The organism is Phytobacter ursingii, assembly GCF_001022135.1.
Lineage (GTDB): Bacteria > Pseudomonadota > Gammaproteobacteria > Enterobacterales > Enterobacteriaceae > Phytobacter > Phytobacter ursingii.
Genome location: NZ_CP011602.1, coordinates 4,523,312 through 4,535,650, shown reverse-complemented (window position 1 = coordinate 4,535,650; position 12,339 = coordinate 4,523,312). Strand labels below are relative to the sequence as shown.

Here is a 12,339-nt window from a genome sequence, read left to right as displayed (position 1 = left end):
CTGTTAGTTCCCCTGTAAAAACCCGTTATTTTATGCATAAAGTGACAAAAATGACGCGATTTGCTCACGTTCTGGTATTCCCGCACGTCCTCCGGGACGCGTACATTTCATTGCGGCAACCGCGCTGGCGAACTGTACTGCGGTTTCTGTCGGCATATTTTCCGCCAGCGCCAGGGCGAGCGCGCCGTGGAAAACGTCACCAGCACCGGTGGTGTCTACTGTTTTAACGACGAAGGCCGGTAAGTGACAAAAATGATCATACTCTTTCCATAATGCGCCTTCCGCGCCCTGAGTAACATAAACACGGCCGTCCGTTTGCGTGGCGGCCTTGTTCAACCCCTCTTCGCCGTTCTCGCTTCCGGTCATTCGTTTCAGGCCAGGGGCAGAGAATACGGCATGATCCGCCAGGGCGACCAGCGAGGTGATGTCCTGCGGCGTGACATCCGCATCCAGCAATGTCGGCACGCCCGCCGCTCGCGCCAGCGTAAAGGCTTTTGCGGTACCGTCATGCCAGCGAACGTCGGCAAGCACCATATCATATTGCGAAAAATCAATGGCATCGAGCCAATCTGCGTCGGCCGGGAGATCCGGGCTGGGATAGTTGATGATGATCCGCTCGCCATGTTCATCCACCAGAATGGCCGATTGTGAAGATCGTGCATGTGGTACCTGAAGGCAATGCTGCGTATTCACGCCAAACTGCTGGAGCTCGGCAATTAACGTTTTACCGCAGTTGTCGTCCCCCACGCGTCCGATGAAATCGACTTCAGCCCCAAGACGCGCAATCGCCACAGCGGCCGTCGCCGCTGGCCCGCCGCCGGTTTCCTGGTACTGGTTAGACTGGTATTTGCCACCGCCTGTCGGTAACGCATTCACAGAGTAAATACGATCCTGTACGGCAATCCCTACACACGCAATTCTGGTCATCTTTGTCTGTTCCTGTTTTATTTTGTCGTCTAATGATCATTTTAATGACATAAATGATCAAATTAGTGACGGATGTCTGGTTTTTAGGCATAAATTACAAATATGATCAAAAACAGACGAAAATGACTTATCGATTGTAGTTTTTTGCTCATTCAGTTACAGGAGAGTGTTCATGTCCACCATCGCATTTTTAGGGCTTGGCCAGATGGGAAGCCCTATGGCCAGCAACCTGTTGCGCAAAGGCCATTCCTTACGTGTTTTCGACCTCAACCAACAGGCAGTCAATGCGCTGGTGGAAAAGGGAGCGGTTGCGGCAACGACCCCCGCAAATGCCACCCTGGATGCGGAGTTTATCATCACCATGCTGCCTAATGGCGACATTGTCCGTGACGTCCTGTTCGGCGAAGCGGGCGTGTGCGAAACACTGAGTGCGAACGCGCTGGTGATCGACATGTCTACTATCCACCCTCTGCAAACCGATGCGCTGATGAGCGAAATGGCTGAAAAAGGCCACGCCATGATGGATGCGCCGGTGGGTCGCACCTCTGATAACGCCAAAGACGGCACCTTGCTTATTCTCGCGGGCGGCACGTCTGAACAGGTTGAACGCGCTCGCCCCATCCTGATGTGCATGGGGTCTGAGCTGGTGGAGGCTGGCGGTCCGGGAATGGGCATCCGCGTCAAACTGATTAACAACTATATGAGCATCGCGCTCAATGCGCTGTCTGCCGAAGCTGCGGTGCTGTGCGAATCCTTAGGCCTTGACCTCAATGTCGCTATCAACGTGATGAGCGGCACGGCGGCGGGTAAAGGCCACTTCACTACCACCTGGCCGGGCAAAGTGCTCAAAGGCGATCTCTCACCGGCCTTTATGGTCGACCTTGCGCTGAAAGACCTGCGTATTGCCGTTGATGTCGCCCGACAGACCGGCGTACCGCTGGGCATGGGCGAAGTCGCCGAAACCTATTACCGGTCGGCCAGCCACGACGGCCGGGGCCGCCAGGACTGGAGCGTTTTGTTATCTCAGGTTCGCCGCCTTGCTGGCCGACCAGACTCTCTTTAATTATCGATTACGACAGGAGTAACTATGTCTTCTCTGAACAACCCTTGCACACTGAAAGATATCTCGCGTCCGGGCGGTGGATTCGCCATGCTGGCCGTCGATCAGCGTGAAGCAATGCGTTTGATGTTTGCCGCTGCGGGTCAGCCAAAACCGGTTGCTGACAGCATACTGACCGATTTTAAAGTGGCGGCGACGCGCATTCTTTCGCCGTGGGCTTCTGCAGTACTGGCTGATAAACAATTTTGTCTCGATCAGATTATTGCGCAGGGCGCGGTTGCCGATACCTGCGGTCTGATCGTCGCCGCTGACCATTTTGTGCCGGGTAATGGTATTCCGGTTGATAGCGTGGAAATCGACCGGGCTATCGATCCGCAACGCGTGCGTGAAATGGGCGGTAAGGCAATGAAGTTATTAGTCTTGTGGCGTGAAGATGAACCAGCAGATGCGCGTCTCGCGATGGTCGATGAGTTTATTCAACGCTGCCGCAGTGCCGGTCTGGTGAGCATCATCGAACCGGTTGTTCGTCCGCCGCGCCGCGGCTGGGAATTTGACCGCGAGAGCGCCATTGTGGCCGCTGCCGCCGAACTAGGTAGCACCGCGGCTGATCTTTACAAAGTGGAAATGCCACTGGGCGGGAAGGGCAGTGAGCAGGCGTTGCTTTCCGCCTGCCAGAAACTGAATGACCAGATGAACATGCCATGGGTCATCCTTTCATCAGGCGTCGAGGCCGATATCTTTGGTCGTGCTGTGCGCATTGCCATGAAAAGCGGAGCATCCGGTTTCCTGGCAGGCCGTGCGGTCTGGGCATCGGTTATAGGCGCGCAAGATCCGCAAACCATGCTGCGTGATGTGTCAGTTCCGCGCCTGCAACGGCTGGCCGAGATTGTTGATGAAGGTATTTCTCAGCGTTAACACAAAACCATAAGCGCACCAGGAGAACAACCATGGACAAAATTACCCAAGTTTTATTTTCCGATATTGGAAAGGTCACGACGCAGTACGTCGAGCAGCCACACCAGGAACTTAAGCCTCACGAAGTCCGCATTGCTCCGGCATTCTTTGGGATTTGCGGCTCGGATTTGCATGTGTTGAAAGGCGGGCATCCATTCGCCAAACCCCCCGTCGTGCCGGGGCATGAAATTGCCGCCCGCATTACCGAAGTGGGTAGCGATGTGGCGAATGTAAAGCCTGGCGATCATGTTGTGGTCGATCCCATTATGGCCTGTATGGAATGCCGTGCCTGTAAAGCCGGGCGTTTTAACCTATGTGAGCCGCCGCAGGTGGCGGGTTTTCGTGCGCCGGGCTTTGCCCGTTCGCAGCATGTCGTTCCGGCGCGCAACTGCCATGTCGCGCCAGCCTCAATGCCGTTAAACGTGCTCGCGTTTGCAGAGCCTGCTGCCTGTGCTCGCCACTGTGTGACACGCATGCCGCAAGCTTCGCTGGAAAGCGTGCTGGTGATTGGCGCGGGCACTATTGGCCTGTCGATTGTTCAGGCGCTGCGCATCATGGGCGCGGGAGAGATTACCGTTATCGAACCCGATGCCGCGAAACGTGCTCTGTCACTCAAACTGGGTGCAGCACAGGCCTGGGCCCCTGGTGAGCTGGATGCGCAAGCCCGCTTTACTGGCGCGATTGATGTGGTTGCCGCACAGGCAACGCTCAATGAAGCCTGCACCCGCGTGTATGCCGGTGGCACCGTGGTCTGCATGGGCGTTCCGGGCGGCCCGCGTGAAATTCCGCTGCCGATGATGCAGCGTTTCGAACGCGACCTGCTCAACTCCGGCATGTACATCCCCGAAGACTTTGACGTGGTGATCGAATGGCTGGCGGACGGGCGCTTTGATACCAGTGAACTGGTGACGGACATGTTCCCGGTGAGTGAAGCCGCTGCAGCGTTTGAGCGTGCGCAGCAAAATGACTCCATCAAAGTCATGCTGCAATTCGCTGATGCCTGATGGGCCACAACTTCTGACAGACGCCGCACCAGGGCAGCGTCCCCTACAACAAAAAGAAAGGATATTGTGATGGTACAAATCACCAGTCCTGCACCTTATTCAATCAGTCGTCCACAGGACGTGATTGATATTGTTAATAAAAACTCGGCTGTTAACGCTAGTGCAGGCGTTATCTTCATTGCGCTGGGCGGCATTTTGATTGATGCCTATCAGGCGGCAATGGTGGGTTTTGGTAATAAATACATTGCTGCGCAGTTTGGGATCTCCCCCGGACTGGCGGCCACGGTAAACGCCTCTGTCCTGATCGCTGCGCTGATTGGCGGTCTGCTGGCAAACCGCGTGATTAACCGTTTTGGTCAGCGCCGCGCATTTTTGATTGGTATGGCGCTGTGTACGCTGGGGGCGGCATCTGTTGCAGTTGCGCCGAACATCTGGTGGGTACTGGTCTGCCGCGTGGTAATGGGCTTCGGCCTGGGGATCGATTTCCCGTTGGCGACCAATGCGGTGGCGGAACTTCGTGGTTCCACGTCGAAAAAAACCGGTACATCGGTCAACTTATGGCAGATGGCCTGGTATGTTTCGACCACCGTGGTGTATCTGGTGCTGCTGCCGCTACTGCTTTCCGGGATTGCGGAAGACCAACTCTGGCGTTACGGCATATTCATTGGTGCCGTGTTTGCCGTCATCATCATGATCCTGCGCTACGTCTTCATCGGTGAATCAGCTATGTGGGCGGCACGTGTCGGTCGCTATGACGAAGCCTGCGATATCTTGCGAAAACGCTATGGGGTACATGCCCGCGTGGCGCTGGAAAAATCCATCGCCCAGGCCTCGCAGAGTGAAAACAAAATCCACACCGGGTACGGCATTTTGTTCAACGGGCGTTACCGCAAACGCACTATTCTGGGATGTATTGTCGCCACGATGCAGGCATGGCAGTACAACGCGGTGGGCGTCTATTTACCGCTGACGCTGGCAGGTATTCTGAGCGGCGGTCTGGCAGGAGCGCTTTCCGGTTCGGCCGTGGTTAACGCCCTGTGCGGGATCTCCGGTGGTTTGATTGGCTCTCTTATCCTGCAGCGCTTAGGGACGCGTCTGCAGTCAATGTACGGCTTCGCCGTTGTGACGCTCGCACTGCTGGCGCAGGGTGCGCTGGCCACGACTAACCCCTGGCTCTCTCTGGGGTTACTGGGTGCCATCATTTTCTTCCATTCTGCCGGACCTGGCGGGTTGGGGATGACAATCGCCACGCTTTCATATCCTCCGAGTATTCGCCCGACAGGTGTTGGTTTTGCTCGCGCCATTATGCGTACCGGAGCGATTGCTGGCCTTATTTTCTGGCCTATGCTCTGGGGCGCATTAAAGACGGATGCTTTCTTCTGGCTGGCAGTGGTGCCGTTTATCGGGTTCATCACGTGCGCACTGATTAAATGGGAACCGTTGGGGGCCAATGTGGATGCGGAAGATGCTCAGGTATTAGCTGAACTGGAAAAATAATAACGCGCCCGGCATGTATCGATGCGCTATGACCTGTACCTGCTGTGGGTGAGTTTCACCCACAGTTTTCTCACCGCTACGGAGAGGAAACACAATGTCTGAAAGATTACATGAACCTACTGCCGGACTTACCGGTAAAGCGATGCGCCGCGTCGTTATGGGAAGTTTCGCCGGCGCGTTACTGGAATGGTATGACTTCTTTATTTTTGGCACCGCCGCCGGGCTGGTGTTTGCACCGTTGTTTTTCCCCGATAGCGATCCCTTTATTGGCGTTATCGCGGCTTTCGCCACCTTTGGCGTCGGCTTTCTCACTCGCCCGTTGGGGGGCATTGTTTTCGGTCATTTCGGCGACAAGATTGGTCGTAAAATCACCCTTATCTGGACGCTGGGTATTGTCGGTACATCCACCTTTCTGATCGGGTTTATTCCCACGTATCACGATATTGGTATTTGGGCACCGTTGCTGCTGATGGCATTGCGCCTCATTCAGGGATTTGGCCTGGGCGGTGAGTATGGTGGGGCGGCGCTGATGACCATTGAATCTGCACCGCAGAATAAACGGGGCTTTCTGGGCTCATTACCGCAAACGGCTGCGTCTGTCGGCATTATGCTGGCGACCGGCATTTTTGCGCTCTGTAATCATTTGTTGACCCCGGAGCAATTTCTTTCCTGGGGCTGGCGTATCCCGTTCTGGCTGTCGGCATTAATGCTGGCGGTGGGGATGTTCATTCGCCTGCATACCGAAGAGACGCTGGATTTTAAACAACGGCGAACAAAGTCGCAGGAAAGGAAAGCACCGCCGCCGCTGATTGAGCTGTTTCGTAAACACCCGAAAAATATCTCTCTGGCATTGGGCGCGCGTCTCGCTGAAAGCGTTTCCTCAAACATTATCAACGCCTTTGGTATCGTTTATATCTCCACGCAACTGGCGCTTTCCCGTGATATTCCGCTCACCGGCATGTTGATTGCCTCCGCTATCGGGATAGTGAGTTGCCCATTAGTAGGCTGGCTATCCGACCGCGTCGGACAGCGCAAAATCTATCTGTTGGGGGCCGGTTTTTGTGTGCTATTTGCGTTTCCCTTCTTCTTGCTGCTGGGCACCAAAAGCGTGGCGATTATCTGGATCATCATGATTCTGGGCTACAACTTTGGCCCAACGATGATGTTTGCCGTTCAGCCAACGCTCTTTACCCGCATGTTTGGCACTCAGGTGCGCTACACAGGACTCTCTTTTGCCTATCAGTTCTCCGCCATTCTTGGCGGAATGAGCCCGCTTATCGCCTCGAGTTTGTTGGCATTAGGGGGTGGTGAACCCTGGTATGTGGCCACCTTCTTATTCGTTGTCTCTGTGGTGTCGTTTGTCTGCGTCTGGTTTATCGAACCGCTGCCGCTCAATTCACCCCAGGGAAAGGCGCAAAAATTGACACAGGATTATCACTTTCTCAGGAAGCAATCTCATGAACAATGAAGGGGAAAATGCACATTTTCAGGCACTGCAGCGGGCGTTTGATGCGCCCTGGCCGGGGCCGATGGGTGATGCCATTACATTGAAGCGCGGGCATGTTGAGGTGACGGTCTATCCACAGGATGCTGCCCGGATGACATCGCTACGGGTATTTGGCTATGAACTGCTGCGCCAGTGGAACCCGCAGCGCCGTGCGTTTCAGTATGGTTCGTTTCCTATGGTGCCATGGGCAGGGCGTCTGGGTAATGGCCAACTGGATGCAAATGGGAAAATCTGGCAATTACCCGCCAACAAACCGCCGCATGCGCTGCACGGGATGGCGTGTTACTCATTGTGGAACGTTACTGAGATAACCTCCGACAGCCTGACGCTCTGTATGACACTGGCGGAACCCTGGCCGTGGAAAGGTCGTGTCATACAGCGGATTATGCTACAGGACGATGCGTTAATCATGTGCCTGGAAATTCGTAGCGATGCCGACACGTTTCCTGCTTCTGCTGGCTGGCATCCCTGGTTTGCGAAATGGGTGGATGCACCACAGAACGTCAGCGGTTTACCCACAGATGAGGCTCTACAGTTGCGCTTTGAGGCAGACTGGCAAGAAGAGCCCGGAGCGAATGAACTGCCGACCGGTAGGCGTGTCTCACCGCGCCCAGGCCCGTGGGATGATTGTTTTGGTTTTACCGAGGGGGTATCGGTAAATCTTGAATGGCCCGGCAAACTGGCATTAAGCATGACCTCTGGGGCGCCAGGTTTGGTGGTATTTGATAAGCAACCAGATGCCACCTGTGTTAACCCACTGACGCAAGCTCCGAATGCCATTAATACTGATCCTGAATATGTTTCCCCGGCGCAGCCGTTGGTTATCGAAACCCGCTGGCAGTTCACACAACGCTAAGTCGTGCATGTTCCCGCATGATGTCATTTCCATGCGGGGCATTTCCTCACGAAGTCGTCACATTCCTGTCGCCCGTCTGAGCGGGCGAACTACTCAACTCCTGACTTTCCCGCTACAGTTAACTTTCCACGGAAAATAAGGAGAGAGAGATGCTCTATATCTTTGATTTGGGTAACGTGATCGTTGATATCGACTTCAATCGGGTGCTGGGCGTATGGAGTGACTTCAGTCGTGTGCCGCTTGCAACGCTCAAACAAAGCTTCACGATGGGCGAAACTTTTCAGCTTCATGAGCGGGGTGAAATCAGTGATGAAGATTTTGCCAAAGCGCTGTGTGAAGAGATGTCCATGTCGTTAAGTTTTGAGCAATTTGCAACGGGCTGGCAGGCGGTTTATGTCTCCCTGCGTAAGGACGTTATCAGCATCATGAAACAACTGCGCGAGCAAGGGCACCGCGTAGTTGTGCTCTCAAATACCAACAGCCTTCACACCACTTATTGGCCGGATCAATACCCGGAAATTTTGGCCGCCGCCGACCACGTTTATCTTTCGCAAGATATGGGGATGCGTAAGCCGGAAACACGTATCTACCGGCGGGTACTCGAACTGGAAGGCTATAGCGCTGATAACACTGTCTTTTTCGATGATAATGCGAATAATATAGAAGGGGCTAACCAGTTGGGGATTACCAGTATTCTGGTGACGGGTAAGAACACCCTCCCTGACTATTTTGCGAAGCAGTTATGCTGAAATTTATTCGCCATAAAACGAAACACCATACGCGACCCATTTGGTCGTGGCTTAAATTACTCTGGTTGCGCATCGATGAAGACCATATGACAACCCTGGCGGGAAATCTCGCCTATGTTTCCTTGCTTTCATTGGTGCCACTCATTGCCGTTATCTTTGCGTTATTTGCCGCGTTTCCGATGTTTTCTGAGGTTAGCATCCAGCTGCGTCATTTTGTTTTTGCTAATTTTATTCCTACCACCGGCGACGTGATTCAACGTTATATTGAACAGTTTGTTGCCAATTCAAGCAAAATGACTGCCGTTGGGGCATGCGGGCTGGTGGTGACATCATTGCTGTTGATGTATTCCATCGACAGCGCACTGAATTCTATCTGGCGCAGTACGCGCGTTCGTCCGCGGATATACTCCTTTGCTGTCTACTGGATGATTCTGACGCTGGGGCCGCTGCTTGCCGGGGCGAGCCTGGCGATAAGCTCCTATTTGCTCTCTCTGCGCTGGGCCAGCGGACTCAACGGCGCGATAGATAATATGCTGCGCGTTTTCCCGCTCATTTTGTCGTGGATCTCTTTTTGGTTGTTGTACAGCATTGTGCCAACCACGCGCGTGCCCAATCGTGATGCAGTGATTGGTGCTTTTGTCGCCGCTGTGTTGTTTGAAGCGGGAAAAAAAGGGTTTGCGCTTTATATCACCACATTTCCTTCTTACCAGCTCATTTATGGCGTGCTGGCGGTGGTCCCGATTTTGTTTCTGTGGGTCTACTGGACATGGTGTATCGTCTTGCTTGGCGCTGAAATAACTGTCACTCTCGGTGAATATCGACGATTAAAAAAAGCCGCAGAACAAGAAGAAGACTAACCATGATTGCATTGATACAACGTGTATCCCAGGCCAGCGTTACCGTGGCGGGTGAAGTGACGGGTGAAATCGGTCCGGGACTTTTGGTGTTGTTAGGTGTCGAAAGGGAAGATGACGAGCAAAAAGCGAACCGCCTGTGCGAGCGTGTACTGGGGTATCGTATTTTCAGTGACGCTGACGGCAAGATGAACCTCAACGTTCAGCAGTCCGGCGGCAGCGTGCTGGTGGTGTCACAATTTACACTGGCGGCGGATACCGAACGCGGCATGCGTCCTGGTTTTTCCCGGGGCGCCGCGCCGGAAAAAGCGGAAGCATTATATGACTATTTCGTCAGTCGCTGCCGTAGCCAGCAGATAGAAACACAGACTGGACGATTTGCTGCAGATATGCAGGTATCGCTGGTTAATGACGGCCCCGTAACGTTCTGGTTGCAAGTATGAGCCAGCTTGCGGAGTTGCCACGGGTAACAAGAGAGAATACAGCTATGTATCACCTTCGCGTACCGCAAACAGAAGAAGAGCTAGAGCTTTACTACCAGTTCCGTTGGGAGATGCTGCGCAAGCCACTGCATCAGCCGAAAGGTTCCGAACGCGATGCCTGGGATGCCATGGCCCATCATCAAATGGTTGTGGATGAAGAAGGCGAAATCGTTGCCGTTGGTCGGTTATATATCAATGCCGACAATGAGGCTTCGATCCGTTTTATGGCTGTACATCCCTCCGTGCAGGATAAAGGACTCGGCACGCTGATGGCGATGACGCTGGAATCGGTCGCGCGCCAGGAAGGTGTGAAGCGGGTGACCTGTAGCGCACGTGAAGATGCGGTGGAGTTCTTCGCAAAGCTGGGTTTTATCAATGAGGGTGAAATTACCGCCCCGCAAACCACGCCGGTGCGCCATTTTCTGATGATCAAACCCGTGGCGACGCTGGAGGATATTCTGCATCGCGGCGACTGGTGTGGGCAGTTGCAGCAGGCCTGGTATCAGCATATTCCGCTTAGCGAAAAGATGGGCGTGCGTATTCAGCAGTACACCGGGCAGAAATTTATCACCACCATGCCGGAGACGGGCAACCAGAATCCGCACCATACGCTGTTTGCCGGAAGCCTGTTCTCACTGGCGACGTTAACGGGCTGGGGGCTTATCTGGTTGATGTTGCGTGAGCGGCATCTGGGGGGGACGATTATTCTTGCTGATGCGCATATCCGCTACAGCACGCCTATCACCGGTAAACCCAGCGCGATTGCCGATCTGGGTTCGCTAAGTGGCGACCTCGACAGACTGGCTCGCGGGCGTAAAGCGCGTGTTCAGTTGCAGGTAGAACTGTTTGGCGACGATAAGCAGGGTGCCTTGTTTGAGGCGGTCTACATCGTGTTACCGGCTAAACCGTATGGCGCTTTTGAAGAAGGCGGCAACGAAGAAGAGTAATTAGCGAGTCCGGCGCCAGGGTCGGACTCGACCCTGGCAACGTACAGCTATTCGGCAAAGTAAAACCACGCGGTTTTTATCAAACCATCCTGAACCTCATACACCGCCATATTCTCGATAACCTGCTCGCCAATGCCGTAGATTTTTTCGTGATCGAACACCTTATTCCCCATCACGGTACGGCTGAGTAACTCCGCCCGAAGCGCCGGGTTGTTAAAGCGATGCTGGCTGTAAAACGCGCGCAGCGCTTCCCGACCCCGTGTGGAAGGCGATGTGGCAGGCATGCGCCATGCGGTAAAGTCTTCGCTAAAACAGGCCGTGAACATGTCGATGTCATGGGCGTTATAGGCGGCAAATTGTCTTTCGACGGGCGCAACGATGGACATGGTGTTTCCTTAAGCTGAAAAACGTAATTATCATCTTTATGTTTTTTATTTCAACAGGATAGCGTCAACATCCCAACCGCCAGGCCACATCTCTTATCGCCCCGCGTGCTGTTTTGCTGATGCCACCAAGCTGAAAGAAGCCGTGAATGACCCCCAGATGGTGCTGACAGGAACACTCCACCCCTTGCTCGGTCATCCGTTGAAACAATGCTTCGCCTTCATCGCAGAGCGGATCATATTCGGCAGTAAGAATATGCACAGGAGGGAGGCCGTTGAAATCATCGCGCCAGAGTGGACTGGCTTCCGGGTGCATTGGATCCGTGTCACCGAGATAGAGCGCGTAGCCGCTAAGCAGCGCATCACGGGTAATCACATAGTCCTCGCCGTTAGTGGTGTAGCTTTCAAAATAGGCGGTTGCATCGAGCATCGGATAAATCAGGATCAGTTGAGCGGGTTGCCATACCTGCGCCGCTTTAAGACGAAGTGCCGTGACCAGCGCCAGATGGCCACCTGCGCTGTCTCCGGCGAGGGTGATTTTTTGCCGATCCACGCCCAGTTCATCGGCGTATTGCCAGATAAGCTGTGCTCCTTTCTGCGCGTCATCATGTGCGGCAGGAAAAGTATGTTCCGGGGCCAGACGATACTGCACCGCAATCACCCGACAGCCGCTATAAAAGGCGAGCTGGCGTAATGGTTTGTCATGAGTGGCAAATTCGCCGCTGATAAAACAGCCGCCGTGGTAATAGACCAGCGTAGGCAATGGGCCCGTTGCCTCAAGCGGGGAGATAACGCGAAATGTCTTACCGTCGAGATGGACATCTTTTACATTGACCCGGGTTTCCGTTTCACCCGCCAGCACGGTACTGGCGATGTAGCCTGCTCTCCGTTCATCAATACTTTTGTCCCTCGAGGATGGCCGCCCGGCGGCGATAAACTCCCTGACCAGCTCTGCAATTCCTGTTTCCAGCGCCATTATCACACCTATTTTCTGTATATATATCCAGTGTTATAGCCTGGATTTACGGCGATGGGAACGGCGATTTTTCGCAGGCGGGTGAAACGGGAAAGCGTCTCGCAAAGATGAAATTCAGGCCGTAAGGCGCCTGTATTAACGAT

General features: G+C 54.1%; 13 protein-coding genes. 10 read left to right on the top strand and 3 right to left on the bottom strand.

What is annotated here, in order from left to right:
* Nucleotides 1–30: 30 nt before the first annotated feature.
* Nucleotides 31–927, bottom strand: a complete 897-nt coding sequence (locus AB182_RS24950; protein WP_047372423.1) for a sugar kinase — start codon at nt 925–927, stop codon at nt 31–33.
* Nucleotides 928–1,099: 172 nt separating this feature from the next.
* Here AB182_RS24950 and yihU point away from each other — a divergent pair, with 172 nt between their 5' ends.
* From yihU to fabY, 10 genes are all read left to right on the top strand, one after another.
* Entirely contained in the window at nt 1,100–1,990 is an 891-nt protein-coding gene (yihU, locus tag AB182_RS24945) for a sulfolactaldehyde 3-reductase (RefSeq protein WP_047372422.1), read from the top strand.
* A 24-nt stretch (nt 1,991–2,014) separates the two neighbouring features.
* The gene (locus tag AB182_RS24940) at nt 2,015–2,902 is read left to right on the top strand and encodes an aldolase (protein WP_047372421.1); all 888 of its coding nucleotides are present in this window, start codon (nt 2,015–2,017) and stop codon (nt 2,900–2,902) included.
* A 32-nt stretch (nt 2,903–2,934) separates the two neighbouring features.
* On the top strand, nt 2,935–3,945 hold the full coding sequence (locus AB182_RS24935; RefSeq protein WP_047372420.1) for a zinc-dependent alcohol dehydrogenase: 1,011 nt from the start codon (nt 2,935–2,937) through the stop codon (nt 3,943–3,945).
* A 69-nt stretch (nt 3,946–4,014) separates the two neighbouring features.
* Nucleotides 4,015–5,442, top strand: coding sequence for an MFS transporter (locus AB182_RS24930; RefSeq protein WP_047372419.1), 1,428 nt, complete (start codon nt 4,015–4,017; stop codon nt 5,440–5,442).
* A gap of 94 nt (nt 5,443–5,536) precedes the next feature.
* A complete protein-coding gene (locus AB182_RS24925) occupies nt 5,537–6,910 on the top strand; it encodes an MFS transporter (RefSeq protein ID WP_047372418.1) in 1,374 nt (457 codons plus the stop codon).
* Nucleotides 6,900–7,805 carry an aldose epimerase family protein gene (locus AB182_RS24920; RefSeq protein WP_047372417.1) on the top strand — a complete coding sequence of 302 codons (906 nt, stop codon included), beginning with the start codon at nt 6,900–6,902 and terminating at the stop codon, nt 7,803–7,805. The genes AB182_RS24925 and AB182_RS24920 overlap by 11 nt, the downstream gene beginning before the upstream one ends.
* 149 nt (nt 7,806–7,954) lie before the next feature.
* The gene (yihX, locus tag AB182_RS24915; RefSeq protein WP_047372416.1) at nt 7,955–8,554 is read left to right on the top strand and encodes a glucose-1-phosphatase; all 600 of its coding nucleotides are present in this window, start codon (nt 7,955–7,957) and stop codon (nt 8,552–8,554) included.
* The gene (locus tag AB182_RS24910) at nt 8,548–9,411 is read left to right on the top strand and encodes a virulence factor BrkB family protein (RefSeq protein WP_047372415.1); all 864 of its coding nucleotides are present in this window, start codon (nt 8,548–8,550) and stop codon (nt 9,409–9,411) included. The genes yihX and AB182_RS24910 overlap by 7 nt, the downstream gene beginning before the upstream one ends.
* 2 nt (nt 9,412–9,413) lie before the next feature.
* Entirely contained in the window at nt 9,414–9,851 is a 438-nt protein-coding gene (dtd, locus tag AB182_RS24905) for a D-aminoacyl-tRNA deacylase (RefSeq protein WP_047372414.1), read from the top strand.
* Nucleotides 9,852–9,895: 44 nt separating this feature from the next.
* Nucleotides 9,896–10,837: a fatty acid biosynthesis protein FabY gene (gene fabY / locus AB182_RS24900; RefSeq protein ID WP_047372413.1), complete on the top strand. Its 942-nt coding sequence runs from the start codon at nt 9,896–9,898 to the stop codon at nt 10,835–10,837.
* Between the two features lie 47 nt (nt 10,838–10,884).
* Here the strand turns inward: fabY and AB182_RS24895 are convergent, their stop codons facing one another.
* Both AB182_RS24895 and AB182_RS24890 read right to left on the bottom strand, forming a co-directional pair.
* On the bottom strand, nt 10,885–11,223 hold the full coding sequence (locus AB182_RS24895) for a nuclear transport factor 2 family protein (protein ID WP_047372412.1): 339 nt from the start codon (nt 11,221–11,223) through the stop codon (nt 10,885–10,887).
* A gap of 64 nt (nt 11,224–11,287) precedes the next feature.
* Nucleotides 11,288–12,196, bottom strand: coding sequence for an alpha/beta hydrolase (locus tag AB182_RS24890; RefSeq protein ID WP_047372411.1), 909 nt, complete (start codon nt 12,194–12,196; stop codon nt 11,288–11,290).
* Nucleotides 12,197–12,339 lie beyond the last annotated feature (143 nt).

Coding starts and splice junctions, on each gene's coding strand:
- AB182_RS24950 (WP_047372423.1), bottom strand. CDS start 927: ATGACCAGAATTGCGTGTGTAGGGATTGCCGTACAGGATCGTATTTAC.
- yihU (WP_047372422.1), top strand. CDS start 1,100: ATGTCCACCATCGCATTTTTAGGGCTTGGCCAGATGGGAAGCCCTATG.
- AB182_RS24940 (WP_047372421.1), top strand. CDS start 2,015: ATGTCTTCTCTGAACAACCCTTGCACACTGAAAGATATCTCGCGTCCG.
- AB182_RS24935 (WP_047372420.1), top strand. CDS start 2,935: ATGGACAAAATTACCCAAGTTTTATTTTCCGATATTGGAAAGGTCACG.
- AB182_RS24930 (WP_047372419.1), top strand. CDS start 4,015: ATGGTACAAATCACCAGTCCTGCACCTTATTCAATCAGTCGTCCACAG.
- AB182_RS24925 (WP_047372418.1), top strand. CDS start 5,537: ATGTCTGAAAGATTACATGAACCTACTGCCGGACTTACCGGTAAAGCG.
- AB182_RS24920 (WP_047372417.1), top strand. CDS start 6,900: ATGAACAATGAAGGGGAAAATGCACATTTTCAGGCACTGCAGCGGGCG.
- yihX (WP_047372416.1), top strand. CDS start 7,955: ATGCTCTATATCTTTGATTTGGGTAACGTGATCGTTGATATCGACTTC.
- AB182_RS24910 (WP_047372415.1), top strand. CDS start 8,548: ATGCTGAAATTTATTCGCCATAAAACGAAACACCATACGCGACCCATT.
- dtd (WP_047372414.1), top strand. CDS start 9,414: ATGATTGCATTGATACAACGTGTATCCCAGGCCAGCGTTACCGTGGCG.
- fabY (WP_047372413.1), top strand. CDS start 9,896: ATGTATCACCTTCGCGTACCGCAAACAGAAGAAGAGCTAGAGCTTTAC.
- AB182_RS24895 (WP_047372412.1), bottom strand. CDS start 11,223: ATGTCCATCGTTGCGCCCGTCGAAAGACAATTTGCCGCCTATAACGCC.
- AB182_RS24890 (WP_047372411.1), bottom strand. CDS start 12,196: ATGGCGCTGGAAACAGGAATTGCAGAGCTGGTCAGGGAGTTTATCGCC.